The organism is Pseudomonas sp. AC083 (assembly GCF_979253165.1).
Genome location: NZ_CEEDDH010000010.1, coordinates 62,274 through 82,625, shown reverse-complemented (window position 1 = coordinate 82,625; position 20,352 = coordinate 62,274). Strand labels below are relative to the sequence as shown.

Below are 20,352 nucleotides of genomic sequence, written 5' to 3'. Positions count from 1 at the left end.
ACCTGCCGATATATAACGCCAGGTCAGTTAATTGACGCCACTAATCAGAAAATAGTGGCCCAATGATGTCAAACCATCCAATACTGGTGCAAAATCAATGTCTGTAGCGGCCACATTTCAGGAAGGGCCGCAGCCCATTTCAGGAATTGCGCAATGCCACGCCCAACCGAATCGACCGAAAGCCAGTATGTTTCACTGACCGGAATCAAATATCTCGACAGTCTTCTATCCGGTACCAAGTGGGCTGATGATGGAATGGGCGTCAGCCTGACTTACAGCTTTATAAGCCTGGGAAATTCGTATTTCGCGTCAGATTACAGCGCAGCCAATGAATACGAAGCGGGATACGAGCTGACTGCGACCCAGCGGGCCGCAGCGACCGCCGCGTTAAGCACTTGGAGCGCAGTGGCCGACATCACTTTCCGCCAGACCAGTGACAACTGGGCCAACGTTGGGGACATCCGGTTTGGCGGCTACGCACTCATGGACGCCGACGCTGCCGCTTGGGCATACACGCCGGGCGACACCCCCAATGCCGGCGACATCTGGATCGGCCCGAACACCGATGACCCATCGCCGGTCAAAGGTACCTACGATTTCATGACATTCGTTCATGAAATCGGACATGCACTCGGACTCAAACATCCGTTCGCACCGACGCCGGGCAACGCGACGACGATGGATCCGGCGCTGGACGACATTACCCATACGATCATGAGTTACAACAACTCATACTCTTACCACCCGACCACTCCGATGCTGCTGGACATTCTGGCGATCCAGAACCTCTACGGCGCCAATACTATGTGGGCGACAGGCAACACCGTCTACTCCTGGGCAGCCAATCAATCGGTTTTCGAAACGATATGGGACGCCGGCGGTGTCGACGCGATCGACGGCAGCAACCAGGCAGCGGCCGTGCGCATCGACCTCAACGAAGGCGCGTTCAGCAAGATCGGCAAAGTCTTCAGCGACCCTGATGGCGCTGACTTCAACGAAGGGCTGGCGATTGCATTCGGCGCCAAGATCGAAAACGCCGTCGGTTCCGGTTTCAACGACACATTGATCGGCAACGCACTGGACAACCTGCTCAATGGCATGGCCGGGGCCGATACCATGACTGGCGGTGCCGGCAACGACACCTACATTGTCGATGACGCGGGCGATGTGGTGGTTGAAACCGGCAGCTCACGCTCTGAAATCGACAGTGTCTTTTCGTATATCGACTACACCCTCGGCGACAATGTCGAAAACCTTACGCTGTCCGGTGCTGCGAATCTGACCGCCACGGGCAATGCACTGAACAACGAACTCACGGGCAATGCCGGCGATAACGTTCTGGACGGTGGCCTGGGGGCCGACATCATGACCGGCGGTGCCGGCAACGATATCTACATCGTCGATAACGTTGCCGATGTGGTCATCGAAACCCGTGCGCTGTACAGCGAGATCGATACGGTACAGTCTTCAATCAGCTATACCCTGGGTAAGAATGTTGAAGACCTGATTCTCACCGGCACTGCTGACATCAACGCTATTGGCAACGCGCTCGGCAATATCCTGGTCGGCAACTCGGGCAATAATCAGCTCAACGGTGGCGCCGGCATTGACGCCATGATCGGCGGCGATGGCAATGATGCTTACGCTCTCGATCAAGGTGCCGAACTGGGACTGATCCGCGAGTATGTCAACCAAGGCAACGACACGCTGATCACGCTTTTCAACGCCAACGCGCAATACAACCTCATCGACCTCAGCCAGAGCAATCTGCAGAACGTCGAAAACGTGACCGTGCTGGGTGCGGGGGCGTTTACCATCGCCGGCAACAGCCTGAACAACGTCCTGATCGGTAACGCTGACGCAAACTTCATCAATGGCGGCCAAGGCGCCGACATTATGACCGGCGGCGCCGGCAATGACACCTACATCATCGACAATGTCAACGACGCAGTGATCGAGACCGGTGCCTCGCTTACGGAGATCGATACGGTCTACTCCTATATCGATTACACCCTGGGCAACAATCTTGAGAATCTGAATCTGGCCGGCGAAGCAAATCTGAACGCTACCGGCAATGCACGCAACAACGCTATCTACGGTAATGCGGGCAACAACATTCTGGATGGCGGCCTCGGTGCCGACTATATGGCAGGCGGGTTCGGCAACGACACCTACATCGTTGACAACACTGGCGATGTGATCTTTGAGGATTGGGATCTGGTCGGGGTGGTCGACACTGTCCGCGCCTCGGTCAGTTACACCCTCAGTGCGAATCTGGAAAACCTTGTTCTGACTGGCACGGCCGACACCAACGCGATCGGCAACGGGCAGAACAACGTGCTGACAGGCAACGACGGTAATAACCAGCTCAATGGCGGTGCCGGAGTCGACACCATGATCGGTGGCAAGGGCAACGATGCGTATGCCCTCGACCAGTCCGCCGAACTGGCGCTGATCCAGGAAAACGCCAACGAAGGCAACGACACCCTGATCACGCTGTTCAACGCGACCGCGTTGAACAGTACGATCGACCTCAACATCGCAAATTTGAAGAACGTCGAGAACCTGAGCGTGTCGGGCGCAGGCGCCTTTACGTTGGCAGGCAACGAACTGAACAACACCCTGATCGGTAACGCCGATGCCAACTTCATCAACGGTGGCAAAGGCATCGATATCATGCAGGGCGGCGGTGGTAACGACACCTACATCGTCGACAACATCCTCGACCAGGTCATCGAAACCGATGCAACACCGTCGCAAATCGATACGGTCTACTCCTACGTAAGCCACTATCTGAGTGCCAATGTCGAAAACCTTACACTGGTCGGCAGCACTGACCTTACAGGCGTTGGTAACGCGCTGAACAACGTCATTTACGGTAACGACGGCAACAACCAGATCAATGGCGGCCTGGGTATCGACACCATGATCGGTGGCAAAGGCAATGACGATTACGCCCTCGACCAGTTCGCCGAACTGGCACTCATCCAGGAGAACGCCAGCGAAGGCGTCGACAGGCTGCTCATCCAATACAACGCCACCGCGCAGACCAGCATCGTCGACCTGAATCTGACCAATCTGCAGCAAGTCGAAAATGTCATGTTGCTGGGTGGCGGTGAATTCACGCTGGCCGGCAACAGCCTGAACAACGTCTTGGTAGGCAACGCTGCTGCCAACTTCATCAACGGGGGCCAGGGCGCAGACACCATGACTGGTGGCGCTGGCAATGACACTTACATTGTCGACAACATCAACGATGCAGTGATCGAGACCGGCGTATCGCTGTCAGAAATCGACACGGTGTACTCCTACATTGATTACACCTTGGGTACCAATGTCGAGAACCTGACCCTGGCCGGGGGCAGCCACTTGCATGCCAACGGTAACGCCCTGAACAATGTGATCTACGGTAATACCGGCAACAACATCCTCGACGGTGGTGCGGGCGCCGACTTCATGGCGGGCGGTACTGGCAATGATACGTATATCGTCGACAACGTCAGTGACGTGATCAGCGAAACCAGCACTCTGGCCAATGAGATCGACACGGTCCGCGCCTCGGTCAGTTACACCCTCAGTGCGAATCTGGAAAACCTGATTCTGACGGGGACGGCCGGCACCAACGCCATCGGCAACGACCAGAACAACGTGCTGACCGGTAACGACGGCAATAACCAACTCAATGGGGGTGCCGGTGTCGACACCATGATTGGTGGCAAAGGCAGCGATGCCTACGCCCTCGACCAGTACGCCGAACTGGCGCTGATCCAGGAAAACGCCAACGAAGGAAGCGATACTTTGATCACGCTGTTCAACGCGACGTCAACCAGCACCATCATTGATCTGAACATTGGCAACCTGCAAAACGTCGAAAACGTCACTGTACTCGGCGCCGGCGCATTTACCCTGGCTGGTAACGGCCTGGACAACATCCTGGTCGGCAACGCCGATGCCAACTTCATCAACGGTGGCAAAGGTGCTGACACCATGACCGGCGGCGGTGGCAACGACACGTATATCGTCGACAACATCGGCGATGTGGTCACCGAAACCGGCACGTCGGTCTCGGAAATCGACAGCGTCTATTCGTACGTCGATTACACCTTGGGGGCCAACCTGGAGATTCTGAATCTTGTCGGGTCCGCCAGCAAAGGTACCGGCAACGGGTTGAACAACTCCATTTACGGCAACGACACAGACAATGTACTGGATGGCGGCGCGGGGACGGACACGCTCACAGGCGGTGCTGGCGCCGACACCTTCGTGTTCAGCTCGCTTACCGACATGGGCGTGGGCGCCAGCCGTGAAGTGATCACCGATTTCAGCAGCCTGCAGGGCGACAAAATCGACCTGACGAAATTCGATGCGAACCTGCTGCAAGGCGGCATGGACGGTTTCACCTTCATCGGTGCCAATGACTTCACCGGTGCCGGGCAACTGCGCTTCGTCGACCACGTACTGTCGGGCAACGTCAGCGGCAATGCCGGCGCGGACTTTGAAATCCAGCTGGTGGGTGTGAACAGCTTCAGTGCCAACGATCTGGTCGCCTGACGCCCTGTTCACTTGCCAGGCCAACACCCCCGGCCGGTGAACTGAAAACAAACGCCCCGATTGGTTCGGGGCGTTTGTTTTTCTGCCGGGTCATGGCGCGATCTCAAAAGAGCAATCCCAGTTCCTTGGCGCGCGCCACTGCCTGAGTACGCCGTTCGACGCCAAGTTTGCTGTTGATGTGACTGGCATGGGTTTTCACCGTATGCAGCGAAATGAACAACTGCTCACTGATTTCCTGATTGGAACAACCCTGAGCGATCAGACGCAGTACGGCCAGTTCACGGCTGCTGAGTTGTTCGGTCGCTGAGCTTTCCACTGTCGGGCGCGGCGCGGCTGTTGGGAAGTGCGTGAGCAATTGCTGGCTCACCGCGTTGCAAATGAGCGCCTGCAATTGCCCGCGCATCCAGTCGGCATGAATTTTCAGCAGCGCATCGAAGGGCTGGAAGACGCCGCCGGCAGCGGCTTCCAGAGCTTGGCTCAACGTTTTGCGTGCTTCCGGTTCGCGTCCACTCGACAGCAACAGCGCCACCTTCTGCGTCAACGCCATCACACTGAGCAACTGCCGCCCGGTCCGCTGGCCGTTTTCATGCAACACGTTCAACCGCCCTTCGGCGAGCATCGGTTGCTCCTGAATCACATCGAGCAGCGCCTGTTGCAGTTCCACGTGCAGTGGCAGCTGTGGATGAAACTCCGGCGGCGCCGCAGCGTTTTCGCCGGTGTAGGTCTGGCCCAATCGTGCAAGCCACGCCTCGGCGAGATCGATGCGACCCTGGGCCAGCCACAGTTCGCATTTGACCAGGGTGATCATCGCCAGGTAGTAGATCGGCGGTACGTCCCAGATGTGCATCAGGCGTTCGGCTTCGGCGAGTTCGGCGAAGGCCTTGGCGAATTCGTTACTGGCGCCGTCCAGGCGAGCGATCACGCAGTGGCCGATCAGCACGCTGATGTCGCGACAGGCGCGCGCCTCGCCAATGCCGGCCAGCAGACGCACGCGTGCGGCTTGCGGCTGCAAACGCATCGCCAGCAGGAAACCCTCATACAACGTCAGCCGTGCGCGCACGGCGTACAGTCGTTGCGGCGACAGACCGCGCAAGCGCTCCAGGCCCTGATGCACTTCATCCAGCGCGCGCAGGATCTCGCCCCGCGATTGCAGAACCCGGGCCCTGTCGTAGTGCGCCAGTGCTTCGAATAATGGATTGCCGACCCGCTGTGCCAGCTCGAGGGATTCGCGGTTCAGCCCACGGGCGCGCCACAGATCTCCGTCGGCAATGGCCAGATTGGACAAGGTCGACAGGCACATCAGCCGCTGGCCGTAACGCTTGGCCGGCAGGCTCTCCAGCGCTTCACTGCAATAGCGCAGGGTCAGTTCGCGATGGCCGCGTCCGCGAGCGATGATCCCGCTCAATGCCAGCCACTGCGCCAGCATGGATTTCTGCGCGGTGGCCGAAGGCGCCGGCAGGAAGCGGCTCAAATGGTTGGCCAACTCTTCGGCGGCGTCGAGCTGGCAGGCCAAGCCCAGTGCCCAGCTGTAGAGCACGATCAGCCGAGGCGTGCTGATCAGCAGACTGTCGGGCAAGTCCATTTTCCAGCGCAGCAGCATGCCGACGTTCTGCTCGGCGAGCAGCTGTTCTTCGGACAGGTTCTGTACGAGATTTGCCGCGACATCGAGATGCCCGGCACGCAACGCCTGCTCCACCGCTTCGTCGAGCAAGCCTTGTGCGTTGAACCAGCGGCAGGCGCGCAAATGCAGGGTGGCGTTGGGCACCATCGCCTGGGCGATCGGCCGGCTGCGCAACAAGTCAGAAAACAAATGGTGATAGCGATACCAGTGACCGTGCTCGTCCAGCGGCACAAGAAACACCTGGTGGGCGAGCAGAAAGCGCAGGATCTCGGCGCTGTCATGGGCTTCGCGGACGGCGTCGCAGAGCTCGCTGCAAAAGCGTTCCTGCGGAGCGGTTTCGTAGAGAAACGATTGCACTTCGGCCGGCAAGCAATCGATGACTTCTTCGAGCAGATAGTCGCGTATCAATCCCTCGCCGCCGTTCAGTCCTTGCGGCAGCGCGGCATCGTTGCCCGCCTCGGCCACCGCCAGCAGCCAGAAGCGCAGGCCGGCGACCCAGCCTTCGCTGCGCTGGATCAGGCTTTCCAGTGCCTCGCCGCGCAGTGAGATGCTGTGGCGGTCGAGCAGAGTCAGGGCTTCGTCGTGGGTCAGGCGCAAATCCTGTTCGTGCAGCTCAAGCAGCTGCCGCGACAGGCGCAGACGCGCCAGATGCCAGTCCGGGCGCTGGCGGCTGGTGACCATCACCAGCAAGCCATCGGGCAGATGATTAAGGAAGAATTGCAGGCAACGATCCAGCACCGGCCCCTGGGCGAGGTGGTAGTCGTCGAGCACCAGCAGCAGCGGTGCAGCAGGATCGAGATGCAGCGCCAGCTCATCGAGCAGACCGTCGAGCCATTCTTCGAAAGCAAACGGCTGATGACGCTGACGCATTTTCAACAGACCGAGAGCGCCAGCGCCCAAGGCCGGAAAATAGTCCTGCAGACCTTCGAGCAAGCGCTCAAGAAAACGTCCGGGATCGCTGTCACGCGGACTCAAGCCCAGCCAGAGACTTTGCCAGTGCGCCGGCAGACTCTGACAGAACTCCACCGCCAGCGAGCTTTTGCCGAACCCGGCCGGGGCACTGACCAGCAGCAACCGACCTCCGAGCCCGGCCTGCAGACGCTGGCAAAGGCGCGGCCGCAAGACATAGCCATCAGGCAGCGGCGGGCGGAAAAAACGCCCGTCCAGTGCTGCGACGGTGATGCTTGCGGGACCCGGAAGTGGGGACAGATCAGTCATGGCCGGCTCTTGTTCGAAGGCGATTGGCGGCGTTGCAGATGTCCGCAGCCTAGCCTTAAACGAAGAGGTAATGAAGGTCGCTGCTACAAATGGCTACAAAAAGGCTACAGACACAAAAACGCCCCGAACCGGTCGGGGCGTTTTCACGAGGATGCGGCCTCGGGTTTACGCAGGTTTAGCGAACACCATCCTGACGCAGAGCGGCCGGGGTGAAGTCGCTGGTGGTGGCGGTGAAGCCGAAGTCATACGCCTGCTTCTCTTCGTTCTTCATGCCCAGTGCCAGATAACGGCCGGACTGCAAGTCGTACAGAGTTTCGAGGGCGTACCACGGCACTTGCTTGTCGTAGTAGTTCTCGGCATGCGCCTCGGCTACACGCCACAGTTGGCCACGACCGTCGTAGTGGTCGATGACCGCTGCCTGCCAGGTGTCCTCGTCGATGTAGAAGTCACGCTTGGCGTAGATGTGGCGCTGGCCTTCCTTCAGGGTCGCGACCACGTGCCAGACTCGGCGCAGCTCGTAGCGCGCAAGGTCCTGGTTGATGTGACCGGCCTTGATGATGTCCGAGTACTTCAGTTTCGGATCGTCGAGCTTGTAGCTGTCGGAGGCGATGTACATCTCTTTCTTGCCTTCGAGCTTCCAGTCGTAACGATCCGGCGCACCGTTGTACATATCGAGGTTGTCCGAGGTACGCAGGCCGTCGGCGGCAGTACCCGGGCCGTCATACGACACTTGCGGTGCACGGCGCACACGACGCTGACCGGCGTTGTAGACCCACGCCGAACGCGGTTCCTTGACCTGATCGAGCGTCTCGTGCACCAGCAGTACGCCACCGGCCAGACGCGCCGGCGCGGTCACTTTCTGCTTGAAGTAGAACAGGATGTTGCCCGGGTTCGCCGGATCGTAGTCCTTCATCTTGTCGCGGAACACGAACTGATCCTGGAAGTACACCAGGCTGTACGAGCCGTTCGGTTGCGGCGTGGCCTGGGTCACCAGACGGGTCACGCTGCCGCCGCGATAGCGGGTGATGTGGTTCCAGATCACTTCCACACCGGTTTTCGGAATCGGGAACGGCACGGCGGTATCGAAGTTTTCCAGACCGTTGCCGCCGGACACCAGGTTGGTGCTGGTGGCGTTCTTCTTGATCGCGGCGAACACGTCATCCGGCACGGTGGCGCCGCGATGGGACGGATAGACCGGCATCTTGAAGGTTTCCGGGTAGCGCTTGAACATCGCGTACTGGCCCGGGGCAAGCTTGTCCTTGTACTTGTCTACGTCCTTGGCGGTGATGGTGAACAGCGGCTGCTCACTGGCGTAAGGGTTGGACAGGAAGCCTTTGCTGTCGACGCTGCCGGCATTCTTCGGCAGTGGTTTCCAGGCCGGGATCGAACCGTCGGCATTACCGGCCATTTCCGCGCCCATCGGCGTCAGGCTCTTGCCCAGTTTGTCCGCTTCGGCAGCAGGCACCGCCGCCATGACACTGGTCGCCAGCAGCGACAGGCCCAGAACACCGGCGTGGAACAGACTCTTTGTTATTTTCATAAATTCGTTCGTCCTGAAATGCAGTGCTTAGAAGTTCACGCCGAAGCTGAGCGCCACGAAGTCGCGGTCATCCACGGTGGTGTACTTGCCGTCGAAGAAATTGGTGTAGGCCAGGCTCGCGGTGTAGGTGTTCTGGTACTCGGCATCGACGCCCAGGCTGACCGCTTTGCGACCTTCCTCGAAGTTGCCGCCAGGGCCTGGCGAGTAACCGCTCACGTCGTGGGACCAGGCCACGTTCGGCTTGAGGTTCACACCGGCAAACACGTCGTTGTATTCCCAGATCGCCCGACCACGGTAGCCCCACGACATCGACGTGGTGAAACCGTCGTTTTCGCAATTGCGGCTGCGGTTGTTCTGCGGCGAACCCGGGCCTGCGCCGTTGATGGTGCTGTTGTTGAGGATGTTGGCGCAGGTATCGATACCGCCAGTGGCCGGCAACTCACCCGGACCGTAGACCGGATCGCGGCCATAACGCTTGTCGGAACGGCTTTCCAGGCCACCGACGTAGGTCGCGCCGACTTCACCAACGAGGGTCAGACGGCTGGCGCCCATGACCTGATCGAAGAAGTGCGTGAAGGTCGTCTGGATCTGGGTAATTTCCTTGCGCTCATAGCCATGCAGATCCTGACCCGGCACGCCGGTCAGCAGCGAAGCGTTGGTCAGCGCGCCGCCCAGCGGACGCACGCCGGCAAACAGGATGTCGGTGGAGTTCAGTTGTACCGGCGCGTTCGGACGGTAGCTGATCTCACCGCTCCACGCCGTACCGGTAGGCAGGGTGGTGGAGAAGCTCAGACCGTAGAGACGAATGTCTTCCGGGTATTCGATGAAGTAATTGGAGTTGCCCGCAACCAGCAGCGGTGCGAGCGCGGCAAACGGCCCCGGCAGCGCGGCAGCGGTGTTGTAGACCGATTGCGGTGCGCCGGTGGCGCTGAAGATCGGCGCACGGCTGTGGTAGTTCATGAAGTAGGCGCCGAACTCGGTGTCGAGTGGCTCGAACATGTATTTGAGGGACGCGCCCCACTGACCGCTATCGCGCGCGTCACGGTCCGGCCCACGGCGCACCAGCACGCCTTCTTGGTCGACATTCACACCGTTGGCGGCCAACGGCCCCAAAGCGATCGCCGGAATCTGCGAACGCTTGTTCAGTACGCGCAAATTGTTGTCGCAACCGTCGGCAACGATGTCCGGCTGGGAGAAGAAGGTGCCGCAGTTGTCGACGACGGTCTGATCCCATTCCAGTTGGTAGAACGCTTCGGCCGAGAGGTTATCGGTGAGGCTCTGCGACACGTAGAACATGTTGACCGGGATCAGGCCTTCCTTGATCTCGGCGCCCGGACGACGGAACGCGGAGACGTCGATCGGGTTGATCGAGTTGATGCCGCCGCCGATGAAGGTACTTTCACCCCAGCTCACTACCTGCTTGCCCAGACGCACGGAGCCCGGCTGATCGGCAATCGCGTAGTTGTGGTAGACGAAGGCGTCGAGGATCTGCCCGCCGGAGGACTTGGCGCCCTCTTTACGGTTGCTGTCGCTGATGTCCTTGAACTCGCGGCTCTCGTCCTTCAGTTCGAAGTCGTACCAGTACTTGCCACGGACGAACACGCCGGTGTCGCCGTATTTCAGTTCGAGGTCATGGATGCCCTTGAAGATCTTCGAGAAGGTTTCGCCGCTCTTGAAGTTGGCGTGACCGTCATCGGAGGTCTGCGACAGGCCACGGCCGCCGTTGTTGACGCCGATAAGGTTCTTGTTCGGGCTCTGAGTAGACCAACTGGCACCGATCGACAGGGACGAGTCGAACTGGCCTTCGATTTCACCGACGTTGAAACTGACGCCGAATGCAGGCCCGGCGAGCGAGGAGGCAAGACTGACCGCCAGAGGCAGTTTCGCCCGGCGCCAGAACTGGTTTACTGAGGTCATCGACGCTACTCCATGTGCATTATTGTTATGGCAGTGAGTACTTTTAAAAACGCTGTGGAGGACCGGGCGCCAGGGCTGCCCGAAATCGTTCCAGAGTTGCTCGCCCCGTTCAGTGCGTGTGCTCCGTTTTCAAAAAGTCCTTAAGCGGACTATAGCCAGCGGGTGGTAGTGCTTGATCCCTCTAAAGTGTGATTTGCAGCCGCCAACCACTCTGGAACAGTCCTTTCGCCAGTCCGACACACGTCGGCACGGCAAGGATGGCTGATTTTTTCGATTTCACAAGCCAAGCGCTTGCTTGGTGGGTCTGGCGCGCCGGTTTCGGCGCGCCAGCAGGCACCTAAAGCGTCGAAAGGAAGGTGCTGTTGTTGGCCTGCCATTCGGTGATGTCGAGGCGGATGCGCTTCTTGTCGAGCTTGCCGACACTGGTCTTGGGAATTTCGGTAACAAGGGCGATCTGACTGGGGATCGCCCACTTGCTCAGGTGCCCCAGTTCGACGAACGGCTTGAGGTGTTCCTTCAGTTCCCGTGCACCGATCACCTGCCCTTCGCGGACCACCAGCAAGGCAAACGGACGCTCGCCCCACTGGGGATCGGCGATGCCCACCACTGCTACTTCGCGTACCGCCGCATGCCGGCTGATAAGGTCTTCGAGGTCGAGGGAGGAGATCCACTCGCCGCCGGTCTTGATCACGTCCTTGATGCGATCACGAATATCGATCACACCCATGCTGTCGAGCGTGGCGACGTCACCGGTGTGCAACCAGCCACCGGCCCAGAGCTCGGCGCCCTTCTGCGGCTCGTTGAAATAACCTTCGGTCAGCCATGGCGCGCGCAACACCAGTTCGCCCTGGGTTTCGCCGTCGGCCGGAAGGAAATTGCCCTCGCCGTCGACAATCGCCGCTTCGACCAGTGGCCCCGGCACGCCGGCCTTGATCCGGTAAGTAGTGCGCTCGTCTTCGCTGCCGGCCATCAGTTCGTCGTTGAGGTGCGCGCAAGACACCAGCGGCCCGGTTTCCGACATGCCGTACGCGGCCGTCAGCTGAATGCCACGGGCCTTGGCGTTTTCATAGAGGCTGCGATTGAGTGCGCTGCCGCCGATCACGATCTTCCAGCCGCCGAAGTCGGCACCCTGCGCGGCCTTGGCGTTGAGCAGCATTTGCAGGATGGTCGGCACGCAATGGGAAAAGGTGACCTTCTCCTTGCGCCACAACTCCACCAGATATTCCGGATCGTAACGCCCTGGGTAGACCTGCTTGAGCCCGAGCATGGTCGCCACGTACGGCAAACCCCAGGCGTGGACGTGGAACATTGGCGTGATCGGCATGTACACATCGTTGGTGCCGAGCAGCCGTACGCTGTCGATCGAACCCATGATCGTCGCCACGCCGATGGTGTGCAGCACCAGTTGCCGATGGGTGAAATACACGCCTTTCGGATTGCCCGTGGTGCCGGTGGTGTAGAACGTGGTGGCGACCGAGTTTTCGTCGAAGTCCTGAAAATCGTATTGCGCACTCGCGGCGGCCAGCAATTGCTCGTATTCGCCGACAAGGTTCGGCAGCTCCGCGGTTTTCTCCGAGAGATCGGTCAGCAGCAGGGTTTTCTCCACCGTGGTCAGCTGCGGCGCGATGGCCTGATACAGCCCGACGAACTCGCTGTTGACCAGCACGAAGCGGTCCTCGGCGTGGTTCATGGTGTAGAGGATCTGCTCGGGCGACAGACGAACGTTGATGGTGTGAATCACCGCGCCGATCATCGGAATGGCGAACATGCATTCCAGGTAACGGTGGCTGTCCCAGTCCATCACCGCCACGGTGTCACCGGCCTTCACGCCAGCAGCCGTCAGCACATTGGCCAGCCGCGCAACCCGCTCGATCAGGGTCGGATAGCTGTAGCGCAACTGGTCGCGGTAGATGATTTCGCGGGTTTTCTCGTAACGGGCGCCGGACATCAGCAGCCGTTTGATCAGCAATGGATACTGGTAGGCCCCATCGGCCGGCGGAATGACCCGAGTCTGCAACATAAGAATCCCTTTTCTGACTGCACGGTGTTGGCGGAGAGATTCGTACTCTAGTGCGCCTGCATGACAGTAAAATCAGCCAAAGGAATGATTTGCAGAGCCGTACAAATGCTAGCTTTGCGCCAGCCCCCCAGGTGTCTGGAAATTGGATATGGCCCCTGTAGGAGCTGCCGAAGGCTGCGATCTTTTGATTTGCTTATGAAAAGACAAGATCAAAAGATCGCAGCCTCGTTGCACTCGTCAGCTCCTACAAGAGAACAATGCGGCCCGGTCAGTGCATCTCGGTGAACGCGATTTTCACGCCGAGAGCAATCAGCACGGCACCCATAGTTCGGTCGAACCAGTGGCCCATGCGGGCGAAGCCGGCGCGCACGCGTTGCTGGCTGAACAGCATCGCCACCAGGCAGAACCAGATCGCCGTCGCCACCGCCAGGTAAACGCCGTAACCGGCCTGCACCGCCAGCGGTGTGTGCGGGTTGATCACCACGGTGAACAGCGAGAGGAAAAACAGCGTGGCTTTCGGGTTCAGGCCGTTGGTGACGAAGCCCGAGGTAAACGCGCCCCGCGCGGTGCGTACGCCGGTTTCCCGGTGCAAGTCATCGGTGACGGTTTTCGCCGGTTGCGCGCACAAGGCCTTGAAGCCGATGTAAAGCAGATACGCGGCGGCGGCCCACTTCAGCGCGTTGAACAGCACGATCGATTGCGACACGATCAGACCGATGCCGAGCAACGAATAGCCGACATGCAGGAAAATCGCCGAGCCCACGCCCAGCGCGGTCCAGGTGCCGGCGCGGCGCCCGTGGGTCACGCTCTCGCGCACGACCACGGCAAAGTCCGGGCCGGGGCTGGCCACGGCGAGCAGATGGATCAGGGCAACGGTCAAGAACTCGGTCCAGTACATGGGGGCTCCTTTGTGGCAGCTTGGTCAATAAAACATCTGTAAAGAACACAGTCCTGTGGCGAGGGGATTTATCCCCGTTGGGCTGCGCAGCAGTCACAAAATCATTGCCTGCGGGCCAGACTGAAGTTTTTGGGGCTGCTTCGCAACCCAACGGGGATAAATCCCCTCGCCACAGGGTTATGTGTCCACTGTGGGGTCAGCGTAACGATTTGTTTCATCTGGTACGCTCGGCAGAGTACGCCCTCCGCTCACAGCACAAAAGGTACAGTTGATGACGAACACGCGCCGCGCGGTATTCCTTGATCACCCTTCGCTGGACCTCGGCGATCTGGACCTCGGTCCGTTGCGCGAATGCTTCAGCGACTTGCAGCTGTTCGCCCAGACTCTGCCGGAACAGGTCAGCGAACGCCTGCACGGCGCCAGTGTGGCGATCACCAACAAAGTCGTGATCGACGCGGCCGCGATGGCTGCCAACCCGCAACTGAAACTGATCCTGATCAGCGCCACCGGCACCAACAATGTCGACCTCACTGCCGCCCGCGCCCACGGCATCACTGTGTGCAATTGCCAGGCTTACGGCACGCCGTCGGTGGCGCAACACACGATCATGCTGTTGCTCAACCTCGCCACGCGCCTGGCCGACTATCAAAAGGCTGTGGGCGCAGGCCGCTGGCAGCAGGCGAAGCAGTTCTGCCTGCTCGACTACCCGATCGTCGAACTGCAAGGCAAAACCCTCGGCCTGCTCGGCCATGGCGAGCTCGGTGGTGCCGTGGCGCGATTGGCCGAGGCGTTCGGCATGCGCGTTTTGCTCGGGCAGATTCCGGGGCGCCCTGCTCGACCGGATCGCTTGCCGCTGGAAGAACTGCTGCCGCAGATCGACGCCCTTACCCTGCACTGCCCGCTCAACGAGCACACCCGGCATTTCATCGGCGCCCGCGAACTGGCCGCGATGAAGCCCGGCGCATTTGTGGTCAATACCGCCCGGGGCGGCCTGATCGATGAGCAAGCGCTGGCCGACGCTTTGCGTAGCGGCCACCTCGGCGGTGCGGCGACCGATGTGTTGAGTGTCGAGCCACCGACCCAGGGCAATCCGCTGCTCGCCGCCGATATCCCGCGCCTGATCGTCACCCCGCATAACGCTTGGGGCAGTCGCGAGGCGCGCCAGCGTATCGTCGGGCAACTGAGCGAAAACGCCCAGGCGTTCTTCAGCGGTGAGGCGCTGCGGGTCGTCAGTTGATAAACTGCGGCACTTTTTTTCAAGGAGCAGTTATGGATCCGCGCAGTGAAGTACTGCTTCGTCAGGCCGAGTTATTCCAGGGTTCGCTGCTGTTGGCCGGCCTGCCCGCCGATGATTTGCTCGGGCGTCTGCCGAATGCGTTCGGCTGGTGCTGGCACGCTGGCGACCAAGCCGCACTGGACGCGCGTTTCGAGGGCCGCAGCCAGTTCGGCGTGAATGTCCCGGAGCGCGAGTTCGACAGCGCTGTGGTGTTCCTGCCCAAGTCCAAGGACCTGACCGACTACATCCTCAACGCCGTGGCGTCGCGTCTGGCCGGGCGTGAGGTGTTTCTGGTCGGGGAAAAACGCAGCGGCATCGAAGGCGCGTCCAAACAGCTCAACCCGTTCGGCAAGCCACGCAAACTCGACAGCGCTCGCCACTGCCAGCTCTGGCAAGTCACCGTGGCCAATGCGCCTGAAGCGAAACCGCTGGAAAGCCTGGCGCAGACTTACGAACTGCCGCTGGCCGAAGGGCCGTTGAAAGTCATCAGCCTGCCGGGCGTGTTCAGCCATGGGCGCCTGGATCGCGGCAGCGCCCTGCTGCTGGAGCATCTGGACAAACTGCCGAGCGGCCATCTGCTCGACTTCGGTTGCGGCGCCGGCGTGCTCGGGGCTGCGGTGAAACGTCGCTATCCGCACAATCAGGTGACGTTGCTGGATGTCGACGCGTTCGCCGCCGCCAGCAGCCGTCTGACCCTGGCCGCCAATGGATTGGAGGCCGAAGTGCTGACCGGTGATGGCATCGATGCCGCGCCGATGGGTTTGAACGCGATTCTGAGCAATCCGCCGTTCCATGTCGGCGTGCACACCGATTATTTCGCTACGGAGAACCTGCTGCGAAAAGCGGCGAAACATCTGAAAAACGGTGGCGAACTGCGCCTTGTGGCGAACAGCTTCCTCAAGTATCAGCCGTTGATCGAGGAGCACCTGGGCGTGTGTGCGATCAAGGCTGAAGGCAATGGTTTCCGGATTTACCGGGCCAAGCGCGGTTGAAAATTTGTTCTTGCCCAATCGGATTTGCCTAGGCAGAATCCGCTCCGTCCTAGGGGAGTAGTCTCCCACGAGCGCCAAGCTCGTCCGGCATACGTCAACATACTTGATCCTCAGATCATGGCGTATGCGACCCAAGCGTCCGCACCAGACGGATCGCAGGGTTTGACAAGACCTATGACACGCACACCTTACCCGGGGCGGGAAGGCTGTACGTGTCATAGCCGTGTCGACCCGCCCCTTAGGAAATCCCTGATGCTGGACTCGCTACTCGTTCCCACCGCTATCGTTGCCTTGGCCGAAATCGGCGACAAGACGCAACTGCTCGCGCTGATTCTCGCCGCTCGCTTTCGCAAACCCTGGCCGATCATCGCCGGGATTGTTGCCGCGACTCTGGCCAACCACGCAGCAGCCGGTGCGGTAGGTGCCTGGGTCGGCAGTTTCTTCTCCGACGCCGTCCTGCACTGGATCCTCGCCGCCAGCTTCGCCGCCACGGCGCTGTGGACCCTGGTCCCGGACAAAATGGATGACGACGAAGCCAGCACGGCGCGCAAGTTCGGGCCGTTCCTGACCACGCTGATCGCGTTCTTCCTCGCGGAAATCGGCGACAAGACGCAGATCGCCACGGTGATGCTCGCCGCGCAATATCCGGAACTTTGGCTGGTGATTATCGGCACCACCGTGGGCATGCTGATTGCCAACGTGCCGGTGGTCCTGGCGGGTAACTTTGCTGCAGAGAAACTGCCGCTGACCCTGATCCGCCGCCTCGCGGCTTCGGCGTTCATGATTCTGGCGATTGTTGCGGTATACAAGGCCATGCAGAGCAGCGGCTGGGTTTAACCCCGTCTACTGAACTACCCAAAACCTGTGGTGAGGGGATTTATCCCCGATGGGGCGCGAAGCGCCCCCAAACCTGCTGCCTCAGAGTGTCACACCTAGCTCATTTGCAGGTTTTGGGGCTGCTTCGCAGCCCATCGGGGATAAATCCCCTCGCCACAACAGCCCTCCCAACCTGAAGAATCGTCGTGTCCTTCGACTTTTAAGACTTCGGCGCTTTTTCGTACAACGGCATCACCTTCGGAATCGCTGCCTGCAACGCAGCAATGCGGCTGCTCGATGCCGGGTGAGTGCTCATGAATTCCGGTGGCGCGCCTTCGGAAGCCTTGCTCATCTTGTCCCACAGGGTGATCGCCGCGTTCGGGTTGTAGCCGGCGCGGGCGGCCAGTTCCAGGCCGATCAGGTCGGCTTCGTTTTCGTTGGCGCGGCTGTTGGGCAAGGTCATGCCGTAGTTGGCCACGGTGTCGGCCAGCGCCAGGCTGTCCTGCCCCAGACCGAACAAGGCACCGGCGCCCTGCTTGGCCATTTCCATGCCATAGGCTTTGGACATCGCCTCACGGCCGTGCTCGCGCAGGGCGTGGGCGATTTCATGGCCCATGACCGCAGCGATTTCATCGTCGGTGAGTTTCAGGCTGTCGATCAGCCCGGTGTAGAAAATGATCTTGCCGCCGGGACCGCAGTTGGCGTTGAGCTCATCGCTCTTGATCAGATTGACTTCCCATTGCCACTGCGCCGCGTCCGGGCGGAAGGTCGGCGCCTGGGCGATCAAGCGGTTGGCGATGGTCTGCACACGCTTGGCTTCAGGGCTGGTCTTGTCCAGCACACCTTTGCTCGACGCCTCGCCGACGGTCTTCTGATACGACTGTGCGTACATCTGGTCCACCTCTTGCGAGGACAGCATGCTGAACATGTACTGCTTGCGCTCCACGCCCACAGCGCCGCCGCTGGTGGTGTTGACCGACTGACAACCGGCCAGCAACAGCGCTGCGCTCAAAGCACTTACCATTAATGTCTTGTTCATTCAAAAGCTCCCTGAAAACCTGAGGCGTATCCTAGGCGGCTAATTGTATCGGCGCCAGATACAACGGACGCATTGCGCGTACATCCACCTAAGGCCGCAAGTCTGGCTGGAAATTCCTCAAGGCGCATTGAATCCGCCGTGCACCGATCCATCAGCGACATCCCGCGGCGATTCCGACCAACGTCTCTCATGGCACCGCACACCCCGCCGATAAATCCCTCGCAGATTGTCCTCTTGCGTGCGGAGCTCCCATGAAGTTCAAGTCGATCCAGTTTTCCGTCGCCGCTCTGGCCGGCGCCATCGTTCTAAGCGTGGTCGCGGCGCTGGTGCTGTACGCGCTGTTCTCGGGCGCTCGCACGCAAGAAATGGTGCAACAGCGCACCCAGGCGCAGTTCGAGCAAGTCATCGAACAGCGCCTGACTTCGCTGGCGCAGACCCAGGTCAGCCAGATCCAGCGCGAACTCGAAGCGCCGCTGCTGATTGCCGGCGGTCTGGTACGGGTCAACGCCCTGCTCGGCACAACCGCCGCCGATGGCCAGCCGCGCCTGAGCCTCAGCCGCGAACAACTGATCAGCCTGATCAAGGAAAACGTCGAAAAGAACCCGAAGATTCTCGGCACCTACATCGGCTGGGAAAAAAACGCACTGGACCACAATGACGCGGCCTACATCGGCAGCGCCGTGGTCGGTATCGACCCGGCCACCGGGCGCTTTTTGCCGTGGTGGTTCCGCAATACCGACGGCAGCCTGGGCGTGGACAAACTGGCCGATGTCGACGACCAGAAAACCTTGTCCACCGGCATACGCGCCAGCGAGTACTACCTGTGCTCGAAAGAGACGAAGAAACCCTGCGTGATCGACCCGGCACCGTACAAGGTCGGTGACAAGATCGTCATGCTCGCCTCGTTCATCGAACCGATCATGGTCAACGGCGCGTTCCAGGGCATCGTCGGCGCCGACCTCTCGGTGAACTTCATTCAGGACATGCTCCTCGCCGCCAACCAGAAACTCTACAGCGGTGCCGGTGAAATGGCCCTGGTCGGCGGCAACGGGCGGATCGTTGCCTACACCAAGGACTCGAGCAAATTCGGTGAAAAAGTCAGCGACATCCTCGACGCCGAACAGGCCAGCAATCTCGCCAATCTCAAGCGCGACGAGGTCACCTATTCGGTGAATCAGGCCAAGGGCCGCATCGAACTGTACCTGCCGTTCGGCATCGGCCAGACCGACGCACGCTGGACGCTGATGCTGCAATTGCCGCTCAACGCCGTCATGGCCGATCTGCAAAACCTCCAGGCCGACCTTGATGCCCAGCGCAAATCCGACACCTTCGGCATGGCCATGGTCGGCCTGGTCATCGCCGGCATCGGCCTGCTGGTGATCTGGCTGGTGGGCCACGGCATTGCGCGGCCACTCAAACAAATGGTCGCCATGCTCGATGACATCGCTCAGGGCGAAGGCGATCTGACCCGGCGCTTGAGCAGCGACCGCAGCGATGAACTGGGCTCGATTGCCAAAGGCTTCAACACCTTCCTCGGCAAGTTGCAGGCGATGATTACGCAAGTGGTGACCTCGGTGCAGAGCGTCAGCGATTCTTCGGAACACACCGCCGACATCGCCATTCGCACCAACATCGGCGTGCAGAAACAAATGGCCGAAATCGATCAGGTGGCGACCGCGGTGCAGGAAATGACCGCCACCGCCCAGGACGTCGCGCGCAACGCCACCCAGGCAGCACAAGCGGCAAGCCACGCCGATCAGGCCGCCAGCCAAGGCATGCAGATCGTCCGCGACACATCGAATTCGATTGGCGTACTGGCGGTGGAAATCGGCAAGGCTGTCGAGGTGGTGCAGACGCTGGCCAAGGACAGCGAAAACATCAACGCCATCCTCACCGCCATTCGCGGCATCGCCGAACAGACCAACCTGCTGGCACTGAACGCGGCAATCGAGGCCGCCCGGGCCGGCGAGCAGGGTCGCGGTTTTGCCGTGGTCGCAGATGAAGTGCGCAATCTGGCGCAGAAAACCCAGAAGGCCACTGAAGAAATCCAGGCGATGATCCAGCAATTGCAGCAAGGCACCCGCGATGTGGTGCGCGTCATGGAAGACAGCCAGAACCGCACCGACGAAAGCGTGCAGCACGCGGCGAAAGCGGCCGAAGCGCTGGAGACGATCACCCAGGCGGTGTCGGTGATCAACGACATGAACACGCAGATTGCCAGTGCGGCAGAAGAGCAAAGCGCAGTGGCCGACGACATCAACCGCAATGTGATCAATATCGGTCAGGTGGCGAATGAAGTGGCCGGCGGTGCGGATGAGTCGAGTTCGGCGAGCGCCGGGTTGACCAGACTGGCGGAACAGCAGCGGCGGTTGATCAATCAGTTCAAGGTCTGATCTTTAGATCCTCTTCGCGAGCAGGCTCGCTCCCACAGTTGGATTGCATTCACATGTGGGAGCGAGCCTGC

General features: G+C 60.3%; 11 protein-coding genes and 1 riboswitch. Of the genes, 5 read left to right on the top strand and 6 right to left on the bottom strand.

Annotated features, from left to right (window positions below; translation table 11 throughout):
• Positions 1 to 153: 153 nt before the first annotated feature.
• Positions 154 to 4,551: a matrixin family metalloprotease gene (locus tag AC0IXA_RS16165; protein ID WP_471813863.1), complete on the top strand. Its 4,398-nt coding sequence runs from the start codon at positions 154 to 156 to the stop codon at positions 4,549 to 4,551.
• Between the two features lie 103 nt (positions 4,552 to 4,654).
• On the opposite strand, the gene AC0IXA_RS16160 is transcribed toward AC0IXA_RS16165, so the two are convergent.
• From AC0IXA_RS16160 to AC0IXA_RS16140, 5 genes are all read right to left on the bottom strand, one after another.
• Complete coding sequence (locus AC0IXA_RS16160) at positions 4,655 to 7,390, bottom strand: winged helix-turn-helix domain-containing protein (RefSeq protein ID WP_471813861.1); 2,736 nt, start codon at positions 7,388 to 7,390, stop codon at positions 4,655 to 4,657.
• Between the two features lie 175 nt (positions 7,391 to 7,565).
• Positions 7,566 to 8,930 (bottom strand): DUF1329 domain-containing protein, encoded by a 1,365-nt coding sequence (locus tag AC0IXA_RS16155; protein ID WP_024014265.1) that lies wholly within the window; start codon positions 8,928 to 8,930, stop codon positions 7,566 to 7,568.
• 27 nt (positions 8,931 to 8,957) lie between these two features.
• Positions 8,958 to 10,847 carry a DUF1302 domain-containing protein gene (locus AC0IXA_RS16150; protein WP_110603014.1) on the bottom strand — a complete coding sequence of 630 codons (1,890 nt, stop codon included), beginning with the start codon at positions 10,845 to 10,847 and terminating at the stop codon, positions 8,958 to 8,960.
• Between the two features lie 337 nt (positions 10,848 to 11,184).
• Positions 11,185 to 12,867, bottom strand: coding sequence for a fatty acid--CoA ligase (locus AC0IXA_RS16145; RefSeq protein WP_471813859.1), 1,683 nt, complete (start codon positions 12,865 to 12,867; stop codon positions 11,185 to 11,187).
• 268 nt (positions 12,868 to 13,135) lie between these two features.
• Complete coding sequence (locus tag AC0IXA_RS16140; protein ID WP_341639442.1) at positions 13,136 to 13,765, bottom strand: LysE family translocator; 630 nt, start codon at positions 13,763 to 13,765, stop codon at positions 13,136 to 13,138.
• A 271-nt stretch (positions 13,766 to 14,036) separates the two neighbouring features.
• Here AC0IXA_RS16140 and AC0IXA_RS16135 point away from each other — a divergent pair, with 271 nt between their 5' ends.
• The 3 genes from AC0IXA_RS16135 to AC0IXA_RS16125 all read left to right on the top strand — a co-directional run bounded on the left by AC0IXA_RS16135 (position 14,037) and on the right by AC0IXA_RS16125 (position 16,870).
• Positions 14,037 to 15,002: a 2-hydroxyacid dehydrogenase gene (locus AC0IXA_RS16135; protein WP_280038387.1), complete on the top strand. Its 966-nt coding sequence runs from the start codon at positions 14,037 to 14,039 to the stop codon at positions 15,000 to 15,002.
• Between the two features lie 32 nt (positions 15,003 to 15,034).
• The gene (locus AC0IXA_RS16130; protein WP_341639441.1) at positions 15,035 to 16,033 is read left to right on the top strand and encodes a class I SAM-dependent methyltransferase; all 999 of its coding nucleotides are present in this window, start codon (positions 15,035 to 15,037) and stop codon (positions 16,031 to 16,033) included.
• Positions 16,034 to 16,072: 39 nt separating this feature from the next.
• A riboswitch (yybP-ykoY riboswitch) is annotated at positions 16,073 to 16,197 on the top strand.
• A gap of 88 nt (positions 16,198 to 16,285) precedes the next feature.
• Positions 16,286 to 16,870 carry a TMEM165/GDT1 family protein gene (locus AC0IXA_RS16125; RefSeq protein ID WP_041479980.1) on the top strand — a complete coding sequence of 195 codons (585 nt, stop codon included), beginning with the start codon at positions 16,286 to 16,288 and terminating at the stop codon, positions 16,868 to 16,870.
• Between the two features lie 199 nt (positions 16,871 to 17,069).
• On the opposite strand, the gene AC0IXA_RS16120 is transcribed toward AC0IXA_RS16125, so the two are convergent.
• Positions 17,070 to 17,888, bottom strand: coding sequence for a M48 family metallopeptidase (locus tag AC0IXA_RS16120; RefSeq protein WP_471813856.1), 819 nt, complete (start codon positions 17,886 to 17,888; stop codon positions 17,070 to 17,072).
• 251 nt (positions 17,889 to 18,139) lie between these two features.
• Between AC0IXA_RS16120 and AC0IXA_RS16115 the strand changes: the two genes are divergently transcribed.
• A complete protein-coding gene (locus tag AC0IXA_RS16115) occupies positions 18,140 to 20,281 on the top strand; it encodes a methyl-accepting chemotaxis protein (protein WP_471813854.1) in 2,142 nt (713 codons plus the stop codon).
• The last annotated feature ends 71 nt before the right edge of the window (positions 20,282 to 20,352 follow it).

Bases quoted from the DNA above. Each gene is read 5' to 3' on its own strand.
- AC0IXA_RS16125 (WP_041479980.1), top strand. From the start codon at position 16,286: ATGCTGGACTCGCTACTCGTTCCCACCGCTATCGTTGCCTTGGCCGAA.
- AC0IXA_RS16120 (WP_471813856.1), bottom strand. From the start codon at position 17,888: ATGAACAAGACATTAATGGTAAGTGCTTTGAGCGCAGCGCTGTTGCTG.
- AC0IXA_RS16135 (WP_280038387.1), top strand. From the start codon at position 14,037: ATGACGAACACGCGCCGCGCGGTATTCCTTGATCACCCTTCGCTGGAC.
- AC0IXA_RS16130 (WP_341639441.1), top strand. From the start codon at position 15,035: ATGGATCCGCGCAGTGAAGTACTGCTTCGTCAGGCCGAGTTATTCCAG.
- AC0IXA_RS16140 (WP_341639442.1), bottom strand. From the start codon at position 13,765: ATGTACTGGACCGAGTTCTTGACCGTTGCCCTGATCCATCTGCTCGCC.
- AC0IXA_RS16145 (WP_471813859.1), bottom strand. From the start codon at position 12,867: ATGTTGCAGACTCGGGTCATTCCGCCGGCCGATGGGGCCTACCAGTAT.
- AC0IXA_RS16150 (WP_110603014.1), bottom strand. From the start codon at position 10,847: ATGACCTCAGTAAACCAGTTCTGGCGCCGGGCGAAACTGCCTCTGGCG.
- AC0IXA_RS16115 (WP_471813854.1), top strand. From the start codon at position 18,140: ATGAAGTTCAAGTCGATCCAGTTTTCCGTCGCCGCTCTGGCCGGCGCC.
- AC0IXA_RS16165 (WP_471813863.1), top strand. From the start codon at position 154: ATGCCACGCCCAACCGAATCGACCGAAAGCCAGTATGTTTCACTGACC.
- AC0IXA_RS16160 (WP_471813861.1), bottom strand. From the start codon at position 7,390: ATGACTGATCTGTCCCCACTTCCGGGTCCCGCAAGCATCACCGTCGCA.
- AC0IXA_RS16155 (WP_024014265.1), bottom strand. From the start codon at position 8,930: ATGAAAATAACAAAGAGTCTGTTCCACGCCGGTGTTCTGGGCCTGTCG.